Here is a 22,254-nt window from a genome sequence, read left to right as displayed (position 1 = left end):
CGGGCGTGCGCTCAGGAGTTGCGCCGCTGCCGGGCCGCCTCGCGCCGGTCCTCCATCCGCACGAACGCCATGCAGACGAGGTACACGAGGAAGGTGACGATCGCGAAGACGCCGGCGTGCCAGAAGAGCTTGAACATCGAGGTGTCGGTCCGGTTCAGGTGATTGATTATCGAAAAGTAGAGGCTCCGCTGTCGGGCCGCCAGAGCGGATCAACGTTCGTCAGATTGTATCACCGAGACCAAGCGGTGACGAATGGCGTCTTTCAATATCGGGCTCGGACCTTCTGCGGCTAATGCCAAGAATTCTAATCTATACTTGGCACGAGTGATCGCGACGTACAGCCGATTGTGCGACCGGAAGTCTTGAAAGTGCCTGCTATCTGCCGTTCTGGAGAGCTTCGTAGGAGGAACCCGGCCTTCATCGACGCCAAGAAGAATCGCGCCCTGAAACTCCAATCCACCGACGTAATCAGCAGTCGAAAGCACAAATCGTCCATGCTGTTTTGCTCTAAGAACGCCGTCGAGGTCGGCACGCTGTTGCAGTAACTCTACCGGTTTGTTCGTGCGCTCAAATTCCCTACGTGAGAGTTCAAAAAGTGCCTCACCGAAAACAGCGACGAGAACCTCCGCTTTTTTGCAGCCCAATTCGGCTACCATTCTTTCGGCACGAACGATGGCGACCCTAACCATCTCCTCGTCTGTTGGACAAAGCAGTAAGAGGGGAGGAGATGCGAGCCTTTCTTCAGCCGCGGTAAAGGTGCTTGCCGCGGACGAGAGTGGGTTATCAAAAGTAGTGAATAGCGTCGCCCCTGATGCAGTGACCGAAAGGGCAACAGCAGTGATATCAGGAGAGCAGCGGAAGATAGCACGCATTGGAACTGCAAGCGTATCGTTCAAATGCGGGGCGATTGTTTCGTCCAAAAGTGCATTCGTGAGGCCGCGGTCTCCTGGCGCCTGTGAGCGATCGGCAGAAAAGATGATAGGGAACGTACCAGGCTCTCTTGTCAAATGGTGAAAGACTGAAAGTTCATTCAAGTTGAACAGATGCGTTTCATCGATAAAGATGGAGTCGAACCCCTCGCGGGATCTGCGCCGACGCCAAATCGGTGTGTGAAGTTGTCCGATCGTCGTGAGGACTACATCGTCAGTGTCAAATTGCGCTATGGCTTCAAGCTTGTCGCGATATCGACGAAAAACAGCAAACACTAAACCTTTGTCACCATCGAAATGCAGCGGAAGGTTGTAGTCGATCCGGGCCAGAGCGAGATAACTCTCGTAGTTTTCGTCAGCTCGTCCCTTAATCACGATAGAAATTTCGTGCTGGATCATCTCTGCAACATTAAATTCATCCTCCCTGTCGATAAAGTTCGCGAACTCAGGCGATAGAAAAGGGCGGTGGGTTTCTAACTCGGTCTGTTTTACCTCTTGTAAGGACTCGAGAATGTACATTAATCGCAGTTCCTTCGACTCCAATGCATCGCGGTCGAGGAATTGATTTTCACTGACCTGGCGCTCTCCCAAAAACGAGGCACACCATGATTGAAGGGTCGTAATCATTACTGATTGGTCGGCGTGAGCGCGCTCGCGGGAGGAGAAATCGGCTCCGGCGGGCTCGATCTCAGAAAAGAGACCTCGAATGGTTTTTTCAGTCGCTTGACTATGGGCAACAAAAATACTGTGGTGCACGATGTTCGCACGCTGCGCTTCAAGCAACGTCCCGATGCATCGAAGGACCAATGAAAGAGTCTTTCCTGTACCAGCAGGGCCCTCGATTCGCTCTGCCCGAGAGATCGGGCGGCGGACAAACGCCCGTTGAGCTTCGGTTAGGTACGGAAGCCATTCGTTAAAGCCTAGCCCGCTCAGAGATGTGGCAGATTCTCCGGTTTGTAACTGTGTCACACGCAGTGCTGCCGCACTATTTGCATCAGGCTGATTTCCGCCAACTTGGGTGCGAAGGAGTGCGCTGCGTGCTGACTGTACTGTTCGGAGTGCGTTACGGAAATTTTTAATTTCCGCTACTTCTAATGCACCACCCCCTTCATCGTAACCCCCTCGGTAGACAAGCAGATGATTACCAGCGAATCGCTTCTCACCACGTTTCTCATCGGGTTTACGCTCGACTGTAACCCGGTACTCGTTCGGAAGTCGAAAAGGAAAGATTGCCGCCTTGGTGGAGTCAGCGATCATCCGCTCGCTTGAACTAAGTTTTAGATTATCCCATATCCTTACAGCAAATCGACATACCCTCTGGAACACAATTAATGCATCCGATGCAGTGAATTCACGGAAGAGGTGAGTATTCTCCAAATCGAAGACAAGAAAATGGCCCCGGGACTTTTCTCCGAGGAAGAACAAACCGTCGTCGAAAACACCGGATCGAACCCTCGGCGAGAACGGTTCGGATGAAGCGTTGCGGCTCCTTAGCATCTCTGCGAGTATACGGCCTTGCAGGAACTCTGTCGATTGCAGAGAGCGCTCTGCAATGATTTCGGCTGCTGCGCCGTCATCCACCACAATTACGTTAATCATGCGGGCTCCCTGGTGACGAGATACCGGGCCGGAAATCGATCGAGAAGGGTGGGATCCGGATCCGCAATTCCCACGCGAGTGAATAGAAGTGCGAAAGCTTGCATGAGATGTTCTATTTCGGGTGATCGCACACGTCCGAGGGGCAAACAGAAATCAGCTGATGTAAATTCGAGCTTCCCTCGCGCAAGTTCAGTGATATTGCAAACCTCTTCGTAGGCATTCTGATCGATCCCCCCCGGAACTTCTCCGGCTAATTCTTTTGGTAAGTGGTGGATCTCGCGCAATAGTACCACGAACCCTGCCGCATCCTTATCGTTCGGCGAGATCGATTCTAAGAAATAGTACCCACTTAGCTGTTGAGTAATGCACTCCCGAAGAACCGCCATGTGAGTGCCTGAGAACTGCTGATGGAGCTTAGGGAGATCGACCGTAGCCGGCGTCGACGACAATGCATCTTCCAGCAGCTCGAATTGAGCCACAGATTTTTCGAAAGATTTTCGTGCTTTCCGAATCGCCATCTGATGGTGATCGATGGGAAAGAGGGTGTCGAGGACGGCTCTCGGCCGATGGATGTCCAAGATTGCTGGGGTGTAACCTGCGGACTTCAATACCTGTCGAAGATTACCATGGACATTTTTCTGCTCGCGCTCACAGGTGATGATCCGGAAATCCCGTCGCAGCCAATCTTCAAGTCGCACAACAGGTACATAGTTGTAGATCGCCGTTTTGTCCTGAGCCGCGTCACATCTAGCAGTTATTATGAGACCGGATACCTCACACCCTTCATATCCTTCAGCTTTTGCACAGGTGAAGATCACCCCTTGCGTGAGCCGGGCGTTTGAGAATGCTTCGATAACGTTCGGCATGGGCCTAAGATGGTCTCTTAAGTGTCAGAGTCGCGACTTCAGAATACCATATCATATGTTCCCGTGCTGCCGCTAGCCACCCGAGCCGATTGTTACCGATCAGGCGAACGCGACCGGGTTCATCCCCGCGCCGGAGTCGTCCCCCGCGTCGCCGGACGGGTCGCCGGCGTCGGAGGCGGCGCCGCGCTCGGCTTCTTCCTGCTCCAGCTGCTCGTGCGCGAGCTTCAGGTCGTCTTCCTCGATCAGGCAGAGCGCCTCGCGCGTGCAGTTCTCCAGCTTCGCCACGCGGTTGGCCTGCTGCGCCAGCGCGCGCTCGAACAGGTTCCGCACCGCGCGGCCGTTGGCGAAGTTGCGGTCGCGGGTGTCGTGCATCTGCTTGAACAGCCGGTCGGCCAGCTTCGACGCGGCCTCGCCCAGCGTGTACTCGCCCTCCTTGCACAGCTTGTCGAAGATCGCGAGCAGCTCCTCGGGCGTGTAGTCGGGGAAGTCGACGTAGCGGTTGAAGCGGCTTTCCAGCCCGGGGTTGGAGCCCACGAACTTGCGCATCGGCGCGGGATAGCCGGCCACGATCACCACCAGCTCCTCGCGGTGGTCCTCCATCAGCTTCACCAGCGTGTCCACCGCCTCGTAGCCGAAGTCGGTCTGCCCGCGGCCGGTGGTCAGCGCGTACGCCTCGTCGATGAACAGCACGCCGCCCAGCGAGCGCTCCACCACCTCGGTCACCTTCGTGGCCGTCTGCCCCACGTAGCCGGCCACCAGCGCCGCGCGGTCGACCTCCACCAGCTGCCCGCGCGCCAGCACGTTCAGCGCGTGGAAGATCTCGGCCAGGATGCGCGCGACGGTGGTCTTCCCCGTTCCCGGGTTGCCGGCGAACACCATGTGCAGCGAGAGCGGCGACAGCGGCAGCCCCTGGTCGCGCCGCATCTGCCGCACGCGGATGATGTTGGTGAGCGTCTCCACCTCGCTCTTCACGCGCGCCAGCCCGATCAGCGCGCGCAGCCGGTTCAGCAGCTGGTCCAGGGTGGCGGCGTCGGGCGGGGCGTTCTCGCCGCGCGTGCCCGAGGCGGCGCGCGCCGCGTCACTGGCCACGCCGCCCGAGGGCTCGGCCCACTGCACCTTCACCCCCTGCTGCTCGGCGAAGCCGCGGAGGGCATCGAGATGCTGGGTCAGCTGCTCCACCTCGCGCGGGTCGCTGGCCTTGTCGGCGGCGATCATCCCCAGCCCCAGCTCGCGCAGGCACCAGAGCACGTCGCTGCTCTGGCGCGAGTTGGTGGCGCGGTCCATCTGCACGATGGCGCGGAACCAGTCCGGCGCGGCGGCCAGGTTCAGCCCGCGCGCGGCCTTGCGCACCACCCCCGCCGTCTCCGAAGCGGTGGGCTCCTGCGGCTGGAACGGCCGCGCCATCTCCATCACGTACGCGACCTCCTCGTCGCTCGCGGTGCCGTCGGCGCCGCTCAGCACGCCCATCAGCCCCAGCACGTGCTGCGTCAGGTTCTCGTAGCGGTCGTCCTTCGCGGGCCAGAAGCCGCGGTCGGCGGCGGCGTCCACCGCGTCGAAGATGCGCTCGGCGAGCTTGGCGGGCGTGCGTTCGATCATGGGAGATGGCGGAGGTCGGAGATCCGGAAGGGCGGCCGAGGCCGGGCAGCAACGACGGGAAGCCTCGCAAACTACGCGAGGCTTCGGGTCCGGTGCAACGATCGGTTCCGGCGCCGCCCGGCCCACGTCCGGCGCTACGCGCCAGAAGAGGTGGCGCGCGCCTCGGCCGGCTCGCTGGACGCAGGACGTAGCCACTCGCCGTCACGCCGGTGGTGCCGGGGGGTTACGCCGCCGGATAGCGCGTCGCGTTCGACTGCGCCCACCCGGAGCATCCCGCGTTGTTGCACACGCGGATCCGGTACACGTAGATCGCACCGGGAGTCGCCTGGCCGTCGGTGAACCCCGTGGTGTTCGCGCCCAGCACGCCGGCACGCGCCCACGTGGTGGGATTGCCGTCGGCATCGGCCACGCTGCGGTCGATCTCCGTGCGCAGCTCGTTCGAGTTGATGTCGCGCCAGGAGACGCGCACCGACCCGCCGCTCGGGGCGGACGTGGGCGTGTCGGCCCAGGGGACCACGTCGGGCGCGTCCGAGCCGATCGTCTGGAGCCCGAAGCACTCGAAGTAGCCGTCCCGCCGCAACCCGCAGGTGTGATACGTCCCGGCGGTGAGACGTGCCCACGTCCGCGGCGTCACGCTGCCCTCATCCGGCCCCGTCACGCTGCGCTCGCCCGGCCCCTGCCACGATGGGGCGTAGCCCGCGCAGTTCGCGTGTCCGTCGGGCCGGAGGACGCATACCTGATTTCCACCCACCGTCAGATCCACGAACGGTCCCGAGCCGAGGTTCACCTGCTGGTCGCCCCAGCACTCCTCCTCACCCGTATTCCGCTGCAGGCAGAAGCTGGTGCCGGTCGACGTCCCCAGCATCACGTACCAGCCGCCCGGGAGGATCCTGATGGACGGGTCTCCCAGGCGGAAGCCCCGGCACTCCCCCACTCCGTCGTTCCGCAGCGCGCACGTGCGGTTCGCGTTCGCCGTCACCACCACGAATCGCCCGCTCTGCGCGGTCCAGAGCGGCGGTGCCTCGCCGTGTGAATCGTTCCCCCAGCATTCCATCGCGCCATCGCCGCGAATCGCGCAGCTGTGGTTCAGGCCGGCGCTCACCTGGGTGAACGATCCGGTGGCGGCGCGCTTCTGCGCCGGAGCCTCGCCGTACTGGCTGGACCCGAAGCATTCCACCACGCCGTCGCTGCGCAGCCCGCAGGCGTGCGTTTGCCCGGCGGTCAGCTGAACGAAGCTGCCGCTCGCGGCGTGGTGCTCGCCGATGGGCTGGCCCTCGTCATCGTCGCCGTAGCACTGGATGATGCCCGAGCGCAGCCGGCAGACGTAGTCATACCCGGCACGGAGATCGGGCGTCGTGTTGGTTGGCGCGGAGGCGCTTCCCACCGGCTGCTCGATCACCCGCACCGTCGCGGAGCCACTCACGCCCTCCACCGTGGCGGTGACGCGCGCCGTCCCGGCGGCGAGCGCGGTCACCAGGCCATACTGGCCGATGCGCGCCACGGTCGGTTCGGAGATGCTCCAGGTGACGGCGAGACCACTGACGATGTGATTCGTGGCGTCGTAGGCGAAGGCGCTGAAGTCGGCCGTGTGCCCGATCACCACCACCTGCGAGTCGGGCACGACCTCCACCCGCACGATGGCCGGCACCGGGGTGTGCACGATCACCATCGCCGAGCCGCTGACGCCCTCGACGGTGGCCGAGATGCGCGCGTTCCCCGGTGATCGCGCCGTCACCGCGCCGCCGACGCCGATCACGGCCACGGTGCTGTCGCTCGAAGTCCAGGCAACCGCGCGGCCGGTGAGGACGTGCCCCTCGGCGTCGTAGGCGACCGCGTCGAAGTCGCCCTTGCCGCCCACGTCCAGCACCAGCGAGTCGGGGACGATGGCGACGCGCGCGACGGCCGCGGGCGGCGGCGCGACGACGATCACCTTCGCGGTGCCGCCGACGCCCTCGACGGTGGCGGTGGCCCGCGCCGTGCCGGCCGCGACCGCCGTCACCATGCCGTCCGCGCCGACGCGCGCGATGGTGGAATCCGACGTCGTCCAGGTGACCGCGCGGCCGGTGAGGACGTGCCCCTCGGCGTCGTACGCCGCGGCGTCCAGGTCGGCGGTGTGGCCCGGCTGCAGCACGACCGAGTCGGGCGACACGACCACCCGCGCGACGGTCGCGGGAGGCGGCGGGGAAACGATCACCTTCGCCGTGCCGCTGACGCCCTCCACGGTCGCGGTCGCCCGCGCCGTGCCCGCGGACAGCGCCGTCACCGCGCCCTCACCGGAAATGTGCGCCACCGTGGAGTCGGAGATCGTCCACGAGACGGCGCGGCCGGTGAGCACGTTCCCGGCGGAGTCGTACCCGACGGCGTTGAAGTCGCCCGTCTGCCCGGGCTGGAGCGCGAGCGAGTCGGGCTCCACCTTCACCCTCGCGACGCGCACGCGCGGCGGTGAGGAGACGATCACCTTCGCCGTGCCGCCGACGCCCTCCACCGTCGCCGTCACGGTCGCGGCGCCGGGCGACACGGCGGTCACCGAGCCCGTGGAGCTCACCGTGGCGACCACGCTGTCGGATGAGGCCCAGGTGATGGCGCGGCCGGTCAGCGCGTTTCCAGTGGAGTCGTACGCGACAGCGGAGAAGCCGCCTGTCGCGCCTTGGGACAGCACCAGCGAGTCGGGGATCACCTGCACCCGCGCCACCTTCGCCGGCGCGACGGCCGTCGCACCGACGACGAGGGTGGTTCCGCCGGTGCCGGAGACGCGCAGCTCCTGCGTGCCGGCGGCGGTGCCCAGCGTCCAGGTGGTTCGCGCGTAGCCGTCCGCGTCGGTGCTGGCCTGCGTCGGGTCCGCCGAGCCGTCTCTGGCGATGAAGTTGACCGTGGCGCCGGACACCGGCCTCGAGGTGGCGTCGAGCACGCGCACCGCGACCGGGTTGGGCAGTGGCTGGCCCGCGACGCCGGTCTGGTTGCCGCCGCTCGCCAGCACGAGCTGCGTGCTGTTCGGGCGCGTCTGGCTGCCGGGCGAGGCGTTGGGGCCGGAGCTGGTCGGCGAGCCGCCGTCGCCGGCGCACGAGGCGACGGCCGAGATCACGAAGGCGGCGAGCGCGAGGGAGAGGGCGCGATGGAGGTTCATGGCCAACCCCACTGATCGGGATCGAGCGCGGAGTGCCGCCGCTGCCTGGAGCAGCGGCGGTCCGGAGCGCGCGTGGAAGCAAGCGCCGCGCCAGCATCCGCCTCGACACCGCGGCGCGGATCACGCCCGGTCAACGGGTGCGGTGGTTGCCGCGAAACGGGCGTTCGACGCAGGCGCGAATCGAGGTGAGCCGTCGCTGGCCGGCGTACCGGCACGCAGAGGCTACGATTGCGAGAAAATCGGCGCGTTTGCGCGAGCCGCCGTTCGGGGCAGGATGCCGGCGCCCGCGGGTGGGCAAGAACGTCGTGAGGGAGCGGGCGGAACGGCTATGGGCGGATGGAGATCCGCCCGTCCACCGCCACGCCGCCTTTGGGGAAGGCGAGCCACGGGTTCACGTCCATCTCCCGGATCTGCGGGTGGTCGCCGACGAGCTGCGAGACGCGGGCGATGACCTCTTCCACGGCGGCCAGGTCGCTCGCCGGCTCGCCGCGCACGCCCTGCAGCAGCTTCACGCCGCGGATGGAGCGCACCATGTCGCGCGCGTCCACGTCGGTCACCGGCTGCACGCGGAAGACGACGTCGCCCAGCGCCTCGACGTAGATCCCGCCCAGGCCGAACATCAGCACCGGCCCGAACTGCGGGTCGCTGGTCATCCCCACGATGGTCTCCTTCCCCCCGCCCACCATCTTCTGCACCAGCACGCCGTCCACCTCGCCGGCCGGGATCCCCGCGAGGCGCGGCGCCTCGACCGCCACCTGCGTCCACGCGCGCCGCAGCTCGTCTTCGTCCTCCACCCCCACCACCACCCCGCCCACGTCGGATTTGTGGATGATGCGCGGCGACAGGACCTTCAGCACCACCGGCCATCCGATCTCCCCCGCCGCCGCGGCCGCGTCCTCCACCGTCCGCGCCACGTGGTGCGGGGCGGTGGGGATGCCGTACGCCTCCAGCACCGTCATCACCTCCGTCTCCGACAGCTTCTCGCGCCCCTCGCCGCGCGCGGCGGCAACGATGCGCTCCACCCGGGCGCGGTCCGCGGGGAACTCGCGCACCTCGCCGACGGGGCGCTGCCGCCACACGCCCTGACGGTGCATCGCGGCCAGCGCGCGCACGGCGGACTCGGGGAAGCGGTAGCCGGGGATCCCCGCCGCGTTCAGCTCGGCAAGGCCCTGCGGCAGCCCGTCGCGCCCCATCAGCACCGCCAGCACGGGCTTGCCGCTCCCGCGCGCCACGTCCACGATCGCCTCGGCCACGTCCTCCTGCCGCACGCCCAGCGGGGGGACGAAGGTGGCGATGACGGCATCGACATTCGGATCTTCCAGCACCGCCTCGACGGCCAGGCGGTACGACTGCGCGGTGGCGGAGGCGATCATGTCCACCGGGTTGTTCACCGACGCCTCCTCGGGAAGCTGCGTGGCCAGCCGCGCGCGCGTGGCCTCCGTCAGCTCCGTCACCGCCAGCCCGTGCGCCTCGCACGCGTCGGCGATGATGATCCCCGGCCCGCCCGCGTTGGTGACGATGGCCACGCGGTTGCCGCGCGGGATGGGCTGGTGCGAGAAGGCCATCGCCAGGTCGAACATCTCCTCCACCGTTTCCGCGCGCAGCACGCCGCACTGGCGCAGGAGCGCGTCGATGGCGCTGTCCGCGCCCGCCAGCGCGCCCGTGTGCGAGCTCGCCGCGCGCGCGCCGGCGGACGAGCGGCCGCTCTTCACCACGATGATGGGCTTGGTCCTGGTGATCTCGCGCGCCAGCCGGGTGAAGGTGCGCGGGTTCCCGAAGTTCTCCAGGTACATGAGGATGACGCGCGTGCGCTCGTCGCCCGCCCAGTACTCGATCAGGTCGTTGCCGCTGACGTCGGCCTTGTTGCCCACCGAGACGAACTGCGAGATGCCGATGCCGTACTCGGCCGCGTAGTCCAGGATGGTGACGCCCATCGCGCCGGACTGGCTGAGGAAGGCGACCGGGCCGGCGGGCGGCATGTTGGGCGCGAAGGTGGCGTTCATCGCCACCTCGGCCGCGGTGTTCAGCACCCCCATGCAGTTGGGGCCGACGAGGCGCATCCCGTACCGCCGCACGGTGTCGCGCAGCGCCGCCTCGCGCTCCACGCCCGCGCCGCCGACCTCCTTGAAGCCGGCGGAGATGACGACCAGCGCCTTCACCCCCTTCCGCCCGCACGCCTCGGCCACGGCGCACACGTGCTGCTTGGGGACGACGACCACCGCCATCTCCACCTCGTCGGGAATCGCCTCGACGGACGGGTACGCGCGGATGGAGTGCACCGCCTCGGCCGTCGGGTTCACCGGGTAGACGGCGCCGGTGAAGCCGTGGATCAGCAGGTTGTCGAGGATCTGGTACCCGATGGTGTTCGGCGTCCGCGACGCGCCGACGACGGCGATGGACTTCGGGCGGAGCAGGCTGTCGAGCATCGGAACCGAGTGCGAGAGTGCGAAAATGCGAAGGTGCGAGAGTGGTCCGGCGCGGTGACCGGTTTCGTCGCGACGGCCGGGAAGCTACGGAGGCGCGGGCGGATGCACCAAGGGGAGGATGCTGACGCGCGTCGGGAGGATGACTACCGCGGCGGAGCGGCGCCTCCCGGTGCGGGTCTGTTTTCCGCCCTTGCCGCGGCGGGAAGGATGATGTATCCTTCCATCCGGTTATACGGATGAATACTCTCGCGCCTCCCCCGATCTTCGAGCGCATGTCGGCACTGGCCGACAGCACGCGCTCCCGGCTGCTCCTGGTCCTGGAGCGGCACGAGCTCACCGTGGGCGAGCTTTGCGCGGTGGTGCAGCTTCCCCAGTCCACCGTCAGCCGGCACCTGAAGACGCTGGGCGACGAGGACTGGGTCTCCAGCCGCGCGGAGGGAACGAGCCGCCGTTACCGGATGAGCCTGGACCGGCTGGAGCCGTCTGCGAAGCGCCTGTGGACGCTGGTGCGCGAGCAGGTGGCGTCGCTTCCGGCGGCGGAGCAGGACGTGCTGCGCCTCGGCAGCGTCCTGGCCCAGCGCAGCACGCGCTCGCAGGAGTTCTTCAGCACCGCGGCGGGGCAGTGGGACCGCCTGCGCGCGGAGCTCTTCGGCCGGCGCGCGGACCTGCTGGGGCTGCTGGGGATGCTGGACCCGGCGTGGACGGTGGGCGACCTGGGGTGCGGGACGGGGCAGGTGAGCGAGTCGCTCGCGCCCTTCGTCCGCCGCGTGGTGGCCGTCGACGGATCGCCGGCCATGCTGGGGGCGGCGCACGGGCGGCTGGACGGCATCGCCAACGTGGAGGTGCGCGCGGGAGAATTGGAGGCGCTGCCCATCGCCGACGGCGAGCTGGACGCGGCGCTGCTCTTCCTGGTGCTGCACTACGTGGCCGAGCCCGCCGCCGCGCTCGCCGAGGCCCGCCGTGTGCTGCGCCCCGGGGGCGTGCTGCTGGTGGTGGACATGACGCCGCACGACCGCGAGGAGTACCGCCAGGCCATGGGTCACGTGTGGCTGGGCTTCGCGCCCGACGAGCTGCAGGGGTGGATGACGGACGCGGACCTCGGCGGCTTCCGCTACGTCGCGCTCCCCGCGGACCCCGCGGCGAAGGGGCCGGCGCTCTTCGCGGCGCGGGCGACGGCGGGGTAGGGCGGGCAGGGGACAGGGGACAGGGGACAGGGCGAGGAGATGGCGATCAGGGCGCGTGCATCACCTTCTACGCGCATCGTCCGGCATCGCGCCCTCTCCGGCCGGCCTAGGCCGTCCACCTCTCCCGTACCGGGAGAGGTAGCTCGGCGGGATCCGCGCTTCAAGCCAGCATGGGCATGAGCGAGGGTTCTTGCTGGCGCTGATGCTGGATGGCCACCCTCTCCCGGGACGGGAGAGGGTCGCGCCCTCCGGCGCGGGGTGAGGGTGGCGCGAGGCCCGCGGAATCGCACCCGAATCAGGGATGCGCCGCCAGACCGGCCCGGAGCGTAGCGGAGAAACATGCCCGCAATCGAAGTACGGAAGTGCGAGAGTGCGTGGGGATCGCCGCGGGACCGGCGAGGCCGCGTGCTCCAGAGGCTGCAGATAGAGCAGAAGATCCACATCATCAACCCGAGCACAGGAGATTGCCCGTGAGTGCCGTTGCCGAGATGAACCCCTTCCTTGCCGCCGCCGAGGCCGGGCGCGAGCCGTTCAAGGTGGCCGACATCTCCCTGGCCGACTTCGGCCGCAAGGAGATCCGCCTGGCCGAGCAGGAGATGCCCGGCCTGATGGCGCTGCGCGAGGAGTACGGCGCGCAGAAGCCGCTCACCGGCGCCAAGATCATGGGCAGCCTGCACATGACCGTGCAGACCGCCGTGCTGATCGAGACGCTGGTGGAGCTGGGCGCCGACGTGCGCTGGGTGAGCTGCAACATCTTCAGCACCCAGGACCACGCCGCCGCGGCGGTGGTGGTCGGCAAGCACGGCACCGCCGACGAGCCGCAGGGCACCCCCGTGTTCGCCTGGAAGGGCGAGACGCTGGAGGAGTACTGGTGGTGCACCGAGCAGGCGCTGATGTGGCCCGACGGCACCGGCCCCAACCTGCTGCTGGACGACGGCGGCGACGCCACCCTGCTCATCCACAAGGGCGTGGAGTTCGAGAAGACCGGGCGCGTGCCCGACTTCGACCCCGAGAACGACGCCGAGGAGTGGGGCGTGATCCTCGACGTGCTGCGCCGCAACCTGGGCGAGGACCCGCAGCTGTGGACGCGCGTGGCGGCCGAGATCCGCGGCGTGAGCGAGGAGACCACCACCGGCGTGCACCGCCTGTACGAGATGATGAACGCCGGGACGCTGCTCTTCCCCGCGATCAACGTCAACGACAGCGTCACGAAGTCGAAGTTCGACAACCTGTACGGCTGCCGGCACTCGCTGACCGACGGCATCCTGCGCGCGAGCGACGTGATGCTGGCCGGCAAGGTGGCGGTGATCTGCGGCTACGGCGACGTGGGCAAGGGGTGCGCGCAGGCGCTGCGCGGCCAGGGCGCCCGCGTGATCATCACCGAGATCGATCCCATCTGCGCGCTGCAGGCCGCGATGGAAGGCTACCAGGTGACGGTGCTGGAGGACGTGGTGGAGACGGCCGACCTGTTCATCACCGCCACGGGGAACAAGAACATCATCACCGTGGAGCACATGGCCCGCATGAAGGACAAGGCCATCGTGGGCAACATCGGCCACTTCGACAACGAGATCGACATGGCCGGGCTGAAGAGGTACGCCGGGATCGAGCGGATCAACATCAAGCCGCAGTACGACGAGTGGGTGTTCCCCGACGGGCACAGCGTGATGATCCTGGCCGAGGGGCGCCTGCTGAACCTGGGCTGCGCCACCGGCCACCCCAGCTTCGTGATGAGCAACTCGTTCAGCAACCAGGTGATCGCGCAGATGGAGCTGCACCTGAACGCCGAGAAGTACGAGCGCAAGGTGTACACGCTGCCCAAGCACCTCGACGAGAAGGTGGCCCGCCTGCACCTGGACAAGCTGGGCGTGAAGCTGACCAGGCTGTCGCCCGACCAGGCCGCGTACATCGGCGTGCCCGAACACGGGCCCTACAAGCCGGACCACTACCGGTACTAGGAAGTACGAGAGCACGGAAGTACGGAAGTACGATGAAACGGCGGCGCCGGGCGAGGATTCTCGCCCGGCGCCGCTGTTTGTCGGGAGATGCGGATCGTGTTACGCAGTGCCGTAGATGGTCTCCAGGCCGTAGGCGCACACGGCCCGGACGCGCTCGGGAGTGAGCGCGCGGTCCTGCGGGATGCGGGCAGCGGTCCGGATCACGTCGTCGACGGCGGTGAAGCGTTGGCGGGCAAGCCGCTCGACGCGATCGACGGTGGAAGCCGCGAGCGACGGGCGCAGCTGGTCTCTCCACATCGATTGGAGCGCGTCGAGATGGTTGCCGAACAGCTCGACGGTGTCGTGGATGTACAGCACGTCCTGCGGCCGCTTGCCGGGCGCGCGCTCCTTCTGGATGAGCAGCTTCTGTGCGATGAAGCTGGCGGGATTGGCCAGGTTCACTTCCGCGGGCTTCTCCAGCGGCATCCCCACCTCCCGTCCGAGCCGGACCGCGAGCGGGTGCAGCAGAAGCAGGTCCATGTACCGCAGCCGTTGCGCGGTGACGCCCGCCCTGACGAGCGTCGCGTCCGGCTGTCCGTCGCGGCGGACGCCGCTTCCACGCAGCGGCGCCAGGAACTCGGTGTAGAAACCGTGCTGCGCTTCGCCAAGCCAGTACTGGCTGACCGGCGGCGTGTGCTCTCCCGACAGCTCTTCGTGGAATCCCGCCGCCTTCAGCGCCGCCGCCATGTCACCCTGCAGCGCCGCCGTGGGGGAGAACGCGACATCGGCGTCTCTCGTGAGGAGCGGCAGGTACGATGGCGGATCCGCGAGCGGATGGCTCCGGTGCAGCCGGTGCGCCCATCCCCCGACGATCACCAGCTGTGCGAGCCACGGCCGGAGTGCTTCCACCAGCCGCGAGATGGCTTCGAGATCGTTCATGCCGGCTGCGCGTCGTTGTGGATGACCGGGTCCAGGATCTTCCTCCGAATCAGGTCCGCCTGTTCCACTCCTCGCGCCGGATGCGAGCCGACGTCCAGCCAGACCTGCACGATGTCGCACACCGGCATGGAATCGCGCATCACCATGCCGCGAAAGACCGAGCCCGGCGCGGGGGCTTCCCGGACGATCAGGTCCGGCTGCTCGCCCGGTTCGGTGGGGACCACGGTGTTCCATGCGGGTCCGGCGGCGTCACGCAGCCGCTCCACGTAGACGTGCGGCGGAACCCCGTGCACGAACCCCACGTCCAGCGCGTCCGCCGCGGCGAACAGCGCCAGGCAGGAGCGGCTGCCCCGCAGCAGCCGCGCGAGCTGGGACTGAGCGTTCCCGCGGACGAGAAAGCGAAAGCTCGTTTCCTTCACCCGCCGCGCGCCGGCGCTCTGCCAGTGGCGGAACAGCTCCTCCCGCCGCACCAGATCCAGGTACGGCTTCGATTCATGAAGGTAACCTTCGCGCTGGAGCTGGCGCACGAGCCGCGACGCGCTCATCACCGACACTTCCGCCGCCCGGGCGAGCTGGGCGGCATTCCGGTAGCGGCTCCGCGGCGCTGCGAGCATCGCCCCGGGGATCTCGGGCGCGAGGAGGACCTTGAGCATCCACTGGTTCAGGTCGGAGAAGATGTTGGCGGGTTCGGGGGATGCCGCTCTACGCGTCGCGGGAGCATGGGTCGGCTCGCTGTTCAGCTCCTCCACCCCCGCACCCCGGAACCTGCGGAGACCGGCGGAGTCGATCACCCCCGCCGCCACCTGCGGGGCGAACTCCGCCGCGAACTCCAGCACCTGTTCCGCCACGCGCGGCGGGATCCTCGGGGCTGCCACGACGGCGAGTGATGAATCGTGGTCCCTCGCCGCGCGGATCGCCTGAAGACACGCCTGCGACCACAGAGGAATCAACCGATCGCTGCGCCCTTCCGATGCAGACTTGACCTCGACCACGTAATCGGCATTGCCCCGTCGCATCCGCAGATCGGGATCCGACGGCTTGTGTGGCAGGGGGTCGCTGACGACTTCCCATCCCGCCTTCATGAAGAGCTGAGACAGGAGGCGTTCGGCCCAACGACCGTTCTTCGCCGCCGGCGTCGACGCATGCTCCGAAACCATAGGTCAACCAGCGTATTGGAATGATCTGTTTCTAACACGGCCATGTTATATAACACGGCCTTGTTAATGTCCGCAACGATCCGATGCACGACGGCGCCTCTTCGCGGGGAGATGCCCCCAGGGAATCTGGGTTGGAGAGGAGAGCTTTGTTGAACATAATCTATTTATCTGCAATAAATTAGACAGGATGCGCGAGCAGGAGGTCTTCCGCGGATCGCGGATCATCTCCCCTCGATGAGCCGCGCCAGCCCGGCCGCGAGGTGCTCGCCGATGACGGTGTAGCCGGCCTCCGACGGGTGGAATCCGTCCTCGCAGAACAGGCCCGGCGCGGGCTCCACCCACAGCGCCACGTGCGCCGTCGTAGGGAGGCGCGCCGCCAAGCGCGCGAGCGCCGCGTCCAGCCGCCGCGCGCGGGCGCCGAGGATGGCGCGGAGCGGCTGCGGCAGGGCGGGGAAGGCGTGCATCGGCGGCACGGGCGCGAGCACGACGGGCGCGGGGCCGGCGCGCGCGCGGACCGCCTCCACCAGCCGGGCGACGTCGCGCGCCCAGAGCGCGGGCGGGCGGAAGCGCAGCGTGTCGTTCACCCCCAGCGAGATCACCACCGCGTCCGCCCGCTCGTCCGGCAGCGTGGCCACGAGCCCCGCCGCCTCGCGCGCGTTGGCGCCGCTGCGGCCCGCCGCGCGCCACCGCACCGCGCGTTCCGTGCGCTCGGCCAGCGCGGCCGCCACGCGCCCGGTGAGCGCCTGCTCGTGCGCCGCCGCGCCGATCCCCGCGACGGTCGATTCGCCGAGCACCAGCAGGCGCAGCGGCTCGCCGGCGCCGGGGACGAAGCCCTCCACCGGGCCCGCGGCGTCGGGGAGGCGCGGGGTGCGGCGGCGGACGCCCTTCCCCTGCACGAGCAGGACGGGGAGAAGCGGAAACGCCGCCGCGGCGACGATCCGGGTCTTCAGATCGGTCATGCCGCGGCGGCGTTTCAGGATGCGGACCAGCGCATCAGGCGGGTCGAGCGGATGCGCCTTCTCGTTCGCTCGTCCGTCTCCGTCCCCTGTCCCCTATCTCCTACTAGCCCCTATCCCCTGTCAACGCCGAAGCCGGAGACGTGCACGTCCAGGTTGTGGTTGATGCGCAGCCCCACCTGGCCGTCGGTCTTCAGGTACGGCGCGTCGCGCGTGAGCCACTCGCCCACCTTCGTGCCGTTGATCAGGTAGCGCACGCCCCACGGACCGCCCTCCACCGTCAGCGCGTTGGTGGCCTTGCCGTCGGCGTCCTGCCGGTGGATGGCCGCGCTCTCGGTCCAGTCGGTGATGGTGTGCAGGTCGCCGTTGGCGGCGCGGTGGCGCACCATGTACTTCCCGTCGCCGCGGACCAGGAAGTACATGTAGTTGGCCCCGCTGCCCGACAGGTCGCCGCCGTTGATGAACAGCCCGTACGCCTCCGGGTGCATCGGCGCCTTCGTCTGCGTGAAGGTGGCGTGCGCGCTGAACTCGCCGGTGACGGTGTTGCGCGGGTCCCAGAGGATGGCCGCCGGGCCGGTGGTGGCATGGAAGCCGTCGCCCATGGCGGCGAAGCGCAGGTCGGCCAGCTTCGCGTCGGCGCGGTCCAGGCGCGCCTGCCACCCGGCCGGGAGCGTGCCGCCGCCGGCCACGTGCTGGTCCATGTCCGCGTGGTCGTGCCCCTGCGCCGCCAGCGGCTGCGCGGCCGCCACGAGCGCCAGGGTGAGCATCAGCTTGCGCATCATTACCTCGCGATGGTGGATTGCGGGTGGGATTCGGGACGAAGGTACGGCGGAGCAGGGAAGCGCGGAAGGGCGGGAAGTTCCGCGGCAACAGCGATGGGAGGCGGTTGAAGCCTCGCGCCGTTTGCGAGGCTTTCCGTAGTCATCGCCACGGCTGCGGCTTCAGCCGCCTTCCCGTGTGCAGGCCGATTCGTGCGCTTCGTCAGAACGGCAGCGGAAACAGCAGTGCGTACCCGTTGATCATCAGCACCGTGCCGATGGCGCCGAGCACGAACGACATCGTCAGCACCTTGCGCGAGCTGGCCAGGATGGCGACCGAGCCCAGCACGATCGCGAGCTGCAGGAACACCTCGGACCAGTCGAAGTTGCCGTCCCGGTCCGACGCGCGGTCGCGCACGGCCTCGTGGCTGCGCGCCTGGGCGGCCAGCTGCTTCTTTCCCTCGCCCCTCAGCGAGTCGCCGGGCGCGTTCGGGTCCGGCTCGTCGTCGTAGCGCGCGATGGTCTCGCGGTACTTCGCCAGCTGCGCCTCGGCGGCCCGGCGCGCCTCGGGCGAGATGGTGGGGTCCGCCAGCTCCATCTGCAGGCGGTCGGCTGCGATCCGGTACTCGGTCTGGCGGACGTTCTTGGCCTGGTAGAAGGCCCAGGTGTCGCTCGCCTTGATGTTGCCGTAGATCATGTCGTCGGTGGCGTTTCCGCCGCCCAGGCTGCCGATGGCCAGCAGCATGGCCATGATCGCGATCGCCATCGCCGCCGTGTTGCGGAACCGCTCGGCCGCCTTCTCCTCGGCGCGCTCTTCCTGGATCTCCTGGATCAGCTCTGCCGCGTCGGTCGCTTCCATTTCGGAGTGCCGGTGGATCGGGTGGGCGAACGGGGTGAGACGCGCGGGGCTCCCGGCCGCGAAGGGCGGCTGAAGCCGCGGCAACAACTACGGAAAGCCTCGCAAACAGCGCGGGGCTTCAACCGCAACGCTTGCGGAGGGGCGGGAAGATCATCGTCTCCCCGCCCCTCCGCAAGCGTGTGGCGATCGCGTTCGGGCGCGGCTACGGCCGCCCCGGCGGGAGCGTGCGGTCCTGATTCAGCGCGCCGTGGCGGCGCAGCACCTCGAGCGTGCGGTCGATGGGGAGCGCCTCGATAGTCGTCCCCCGGCCGCGCACCGTGGTCGCCCGGAAGAGCGAGTTGAGGATGGCCTCCTCCGTCGCCTCGGCCGCGGCCTGGAAGAGCGGCGACATCGCGTCGTTCGGCAGGTCGGCGACGGTGACGGGCGCCGTTCCCGCGCGGCGGCGCACCTGGGGATTTGTGGAGAAAGCGATGACGTAGTCGCCCGAGCCGTTGGTCATCGCCGCCCCCGTGCGCGCGAGGCCGGAGAGCGCGCGGGCGGCGACGCGATCGAGATTCCGCGCGTCAAGCGGCGCGTCGGTGGCCAGGACGATCATGATGCTCCCGTCGCCCCCGTCCCCCGGCCCCTGGCGCGGCGGGGCGAGCTGCTCCTGGAAGAGGTATCGCCCCAGCTCGCGGCCCACGGGGGCGCCGTTCACCGTCAGCACGCCGCCGAAGTTGGTCTGCACCAGCACGCCCACCGTCCATCCGCCGAGCGACGCGGGGAGGCGGCGCGAGCTGGTGCCGATCCCGCCCTTCCACCCGAACGCCACCGTCCCCGCGCCGGCGCCCACCGAGCCCTCCTCCACCGCGCCGGGCGACGCGGACTCCAGCGCGCGCACCACGTCCGCCGGGGTGATGGGGCGGCCGCGGATGTCGTTGAGCGCGCCGTCGTTGGTCTCGCCAACCACCGGGTTGATGGAGCGTACCTCCTCCATCCCCGGGCGCGCGAGAAGCCAGCCCACCATCGCGTCCGCGGCCTTCCAGACGCAGAGGGTGCAGGTGAGCAGCACCGGCGTCTCCATCTCCCCCAGTTCCCGCACCTGCGTCACCCCCAGCAGCTTGCCGAAGCCGTTGCCCACGCGGATCGCCGCGGGAACGCGCTCGCGGAAGAGGTTGCCTTCGTGAGGGAGGATGGCGGTGACGCCGGTGTGCACCGAATCCCCCTCGTGCCGCGTCACCTGCCCGACGCGGACGCCGGCCACGTCGGTGATGGCGTTCAGCGGCCCCGGCGGCAGGATGCCGACGATCACGCCGGCCTCGCGCGCACGGGGCCGCGCCTGCGAGCTCGCGGGTTCGGGCGCGCTCACGGCCGCGAGCACGAGCAGGGGGACGAGGAGTGGATGGGCGCGCACGCGTGCATCCGCGGGAGGGGTGAAGGGGCCGGACGAAGCGGAGCGGTGAAGATGATCGAGGGTGCGGGGGGATGCAACGTGTCTTGAAACAGAGCGGCAGGACGCGGTGTCACACTGGCATCCATCCCACGCACAACCCGATGGTCACGGCAGGAATTCGACGATGAAGATCCGCATCTCCCTTGCCTTTGCCGCGCTGGCGCTGGCGGCGTGCGGCGGCCCGCAGCCGCAGGACGGCCCGCAGCCCGCCGGCTCCGGGCGCGTGCCCACCGCGCGCGACTCGCTGCAGCGCGAGCTGTTCACCGCCTACCGCGCCGCGCAGATGCCGTCCGTCTACGCGCTGATCGGCGCGCGCGAGCGGCTGAAGCTCACCTCGCCGCAGGTCACCGCGCTCGACTCCATCGCCGACGCGGTGCGCGAGCAGAACCGCCCGCTCACCGACTCGCTGCGGCGCTTCTCGCGCTCGGGGAACGGTGGCCCCATTCGCCTGCCGGGCAACGACGCGCAGCGCCGCGACTTCATCGTCTACCTGCGCCAGATCGGCGACAACAACCGCCGCGGGCTGGACGCCATCCAGGCGCGCCTCACCCCCGAGCAGCGCACCGCGGTCTGCGCGATGGCGGCGGAAGAGCGCGGATTCGGGGGGATGGACCGCCGCGGCGACTACGGCGGGCGTGGCGGCGGCCGGGGCCGCGGCGGTGGCGGGATGTACGGCGGCGGCAGGGGGATGCGGGGGGACGTGCTCGGCGACAGCATCGGCACGCGGCAGGGGCTGGGCGGCTGGCCCTGGTGCGGCCCGCTGCGCAGGCCGGGCGGCCCGCGGATGCAGCGCGACTCGGCGCGCGCGGACACGATGCGCGTGCGGCCGTAGCCATCGCCGGAATCGCACGGAGGCACGGAGGCACGGAGACACGGAGGCCCAGAGAACTCGTCGCGGTTCTCTGGGCCTCCGTATCTCCGTGTGCCTGCTGTTTCTCAGCCTGCTCCGATGTGTGGACGCAGCGAGTGCACGGACTCCTTCCCGTCCCGGATCGATGCCGCGCGGTCACTCCATCCCGGGGTCGTGCTGGGGGCCGCTGCCGGAGAGGATCACCACGGCATCGAAGCCGTACAGCACCTGGAGCGTCTCGGCCGGCAGGGTGCCCAGCCGCGGGATCCGGGCGCGGATGGGGCGCAGGTCCAGCACCGTCCACTGCCGCGCGTCGGCCGCATCGTAGAACGGCTGCGCCCACGGCTCCACCTCCACCGGCGCCTCCACCGAGCGAAAGACGCGGGGGTCCACGGCCGCGTGCATGGTCCCCGCGCCGCCCAGCATCAGCACGCCGAACGAGCGGCTGCCGTTCACGTCGGCGATCTCCGATGCCAGCGTGCCCAGGTCGAAGACGTTGGTGAAGCTGCGCCCGCGCATCATGTGGTTCGCGCCGAACTTCATCATCACCCGCGGCATTCGCCCGTCCCTGGCCGTCGCGGCATCGAGGAAGCGCATGAACTGCCACTTGTTCAGCCGCGCGCGCTGCAGGTTGGACAGATACCCCTCGCCCCGCCCGAAGTAAGCGTTGATCTGGCGCGTGGTCTCCATCAGCCCGATGATGCGGTCCGCCTCGGAGCCCGGCTCCGGCGCGTACGCCTGGCGCAGCGGCGCGTACACGTCGTCGGGGCCGCCGAACATCATCAGCAGCCCGGGGTTCCGCGTGGCGAGCGCCTGCCGCAGGGCGCTGTCCGCGCGCGCGATCACGGCGTCCGCGGCCGCGCGGGCACGCGGCGTGGGGGCGATGTCGCGCAGCCGGCGCAGGGTGTAGCGATCGGCCACGACGTCGTAGTCCAGCCCCCACAGCACGTCCTGGCGCCCGCCCGCCGCCTGGACGGCGGTGCGCAGCAGCGCCGCGTCCTCGCGCCAGTTGTAGAAGAGCGCGCCGGGAAAGTGCTCGCGCCCGAACGCGGCGTACGCGGCGCCGTTCGTATCGGCCAGCACCCGCCGGTTGAGCTCCGCCGCCAGGAACTCGCCCGTTTCGATGGCCAGGTGTCGGTACCCGGCCGGCGCGAGCTCGCGGAAGAGACCCGCCGCCACCCGCGGGACCTCGGCGACCCCGTGCTCCTCGCCGATGAGGAAGAACTGCGCGTCGCGTCCCGCCGCCAGCAGCAGCTCGGCGCCGGCGCCGGTCAGGCGCCCGTCGGCGTTCGCCTGCATGGGGTGCGCGTTCGCCCGCAGCAGCGCCGCCAGCGAGTCCTGCGCGGCGAGCGGCGCCGCGAACAGCGCCAGCGCCGGCACGGCCGCCGCCCGCCAGCGCCGCCGCGAGCGAATCCGGATGTTCGTCGGACGAGCGAGATGGGCGCCGGAGGGGAGGGAGCGGGCGGGGAGCAGGGTCATGGGACGGCGAGGAAGAGAGGATTCGGTGGACGAGGAACGGCTCACCGCGCCGGCGGGTGCAGGATGATTACGCGGGCGGGGCGGGGAATGCCAGCGTTTCGGCGCGTCCACGCTTCGCCCGGGTCGTCCCGGAATGATGGACGGCCGCGCGGATCCGGATCCG

16 protein-coding genes are annotated in these 22,254 nt (G+C 68.6%); 3 read left to right on the top strand and 13 right to left on the bottom strand.

Annotated elements, in window-relative coordinates:
* Positions 1–11: 11 nt before the first annotated feature.
* The 6 genes from VLK66_RS17340 to acs form a co-directional block, all read right to left on the bottom strand.
* Positions 12–137 carry a hypothetical protein gene (locus tag VLK66_RS17340; RefSeq protein WP_325310714.1) on the bottom strand — a complete coding sequence of 42 codons (126 nt, stop codon included), beginning with the start codon at positions 135–137 and terminating at the stop codon, positions 12–14.
* Positions 138–209: 72 nt separating this feature from the next.
* The gene (locus VLK66_RS17335) at positions 210–2,528 is read right to left on the bottom strand and encodes a UvrD-helicase domain-containing protein (protein WP_325310713.1); all 2,319 of its coding nucleotides are present in this window, start codon (positions 2,526–2,528) and stop codon (positions 210–212) included.
* Positions 2,525–3,394: a hypothetical protein gene (locus VLK66_RS17330; protein WP_325310712.1), complete on the bottom strand. Its 870-nt coding sequence runs from the start codon at positions 3,392–3,394 to the stop codon at positions 2,525–2,527. Before VLK66_RS17330 ends, VLK66_RS17335 begins: the two co-directional genes overlap by 4 nt.
* Positions 3,395–3,493: 99 nt before the next feature.
* The gene (locus tag VLK66_RS17325) at positions 3,494–4,990 is read right to left on the bottom strand and encodes an AAA family ATPase (RefSeq protein ID WP_325310711.1); all 1,497 of its coding nucleotides are present in this window, start codon (positions 4,988–4,990) and stop codon (positions 3,494–3,496) included.
* 223 nt (positions 4,991–5,213) lie between these two features.
* A complete protein-coding gene (locus tag VLK66_RS17320) occupies positions 5,214–8,114 on the bottom strand; it encodes an Ig-like domain-containing protein (protein ID WP_325310738.1) in 2,901 nt (966 codons plus the stop codon).
* A 326-nt stretch (positions 8,115–8,440) separates the two neighbouring features.
* Positions 8,441–10,540: an acetate--CoA ligase alpha subunit gene (gene acs / locus VLK66_RS17315; protein ID WP_325310710.1), complete on the bottom strand. Its 2,100-nt coding sequence runs from the start codon at positions 10,538–10,540 to the stop codon at positions 8,441–8,443.
* 272 nt (positions 10,541–10,812) lie between these two features.
* Between acs and VLK66_RS17310 the strand changes: the two genes are divergently transcribed.
* Positions 10,813–11,724, top strand: a complete 912-nt coding sequence (locus tag VLK66_RS17310) for a metalloregulator ArsR/SmtB family transcription factor (protein ID WP_325310709.1) — start codon at positions 10,813–10,815, stop codon at positions 11,722–11,724.
* 488 nt (positions 11,725–12,212) lie between these two features.
* Entirely contained in the window at positions 12,213–13,682 is a 1,470-nt protein-coding gene (gene ahcY / locus VLK66_RS17305) for an adenosylhomocysteinase (RefSeq protein ID WP_349260516.1), read from the top strand.
* 99 nt (positions 13,683–13,781) lie between these two features.
* Here the strand turns inward: ahcY and VLK66_RS17300 are convergent, their stop codons facing one another.
* The 6 genes from VLK66_RS17300 to VLK66_RS17275 form a co-directional block, all read right to left on the bottom strand.
* Positions 13,782–14,600, bottom strand: coding sequence for a GSU2403 family nucleotidyltransferase fold protein (locus tag VLK66_RS17300; RefSeq protein ID WP_325310707.1), 819 nt, complete (start codon positions 14,598–14,600; stop codon positions 13,782–13,784).
* Positions 14,597–15,757, bottom strand: coding sequence for a hypothetical protein (locus VLK66_RS17295; RefSeq protein ID WP_325310706.1), 1,161 nt, complete (start codon positions 15,755–15,757; stop codon positions 14,597–14,599). Before VLK66_RS17295 ends, VLK66_RS17300 begins: the two co-directional genes overlap by 4 nt.
* Before the next feature lie 221 nt (positions 15,758–15,978).
* A complete protein-coding gene (locus tag VLK66_RS17290; RefSeq protein ID WP_325310705.1) occupies positions 15,979–16,716 on the bottom strand; it encodes an SGNH/GDSL hydrolase family protein in 738 nt (245 codons plus the stop codon).
* A gap of 110 nt (positions 16,717–16,826) precedes the next feature.
* The gene (locus VLK66_RS17285; RefSeq protein ID WP_325310704.1) at positions 16,827–17,492 is read right to left on the bottom strand and encodes a hypothetical protein; all 666 of its coding nucleotides are present in this window, start codon (positions 17,490–17,492) and stop codon (positions 16,827–16,829) included.
* A gap of 202 nt (positions 17,493–17,694) precedes the next feature.
* Positions 17,695–18,330, bottom strand: coding sequence for a DUF4337 domain-containing protein (locus VLK66_RS17280; protein WP_325310703.1), 636 nt, complete (start codon positions 18,328–18,330; stop codon positions 17,695–17,697).
* A 202-nt stretch (positions 18,331–18,532) separates the two neighbouring features.
* Entirely contained in the window at positions 18,533–19,723 is a 1,191-nt protein-coding gene (locus VLK66_RS17275; RefSeq protein WP_325310702.1) for a P1 family peptidase, read from the bottom strand.
* A 163-nt stretch (positions 19,724–19,886) separates the two neighbouring features.
* Here VLK66_RS17275 and VLK66_RS17270 point away from each other — a divergent pair, with 163 nt between their 5' ends.
* Positions 19,887–20,594, top strand: a complete 708-nt coding sequence (locus tag VLK66_RS17270; protein WP_325310701.1) for a hypothetical protein — start codon at positions 19,887–19,889, stop codon at positions 20,592–20,594.
* A 174-nt stretch (positions 20,595–20,768) separates the two neighbouring features.
* On the opposite strand, the gene VLK66_RS17265 is transcribed toward VLK66_RS17270, so the two are convergent.
* On the bottom strand, positions 20,769–22,091 hold the full coding sequence (locus tag VLK66_RS17265) for a hypothetical protein (RefSeq protein WP_325310700.1): 1,323 nt from the start codon (positions 22,089–22,091) through the stop codon (positions 20,769–20,771).
* Positions 22,092–22,254: the final 163 nt, after the last annotated feature.

Source organism: Longimicrobium sp., assembly GCF_035474595.1.
In the GTDB taxonomy this organism is placed as follows: domain Bacteria; phylum Gemmatimonadota; class Gemmatimonadetes; order Longimicrobiales; family Longimicrobiaceae; genus Longimicrobium.
The sequence above is the reverse complement of the archived record's forward strand: the minus strand, read 5'-3'. Positions and strand labels throughout refer to the sequence as shown.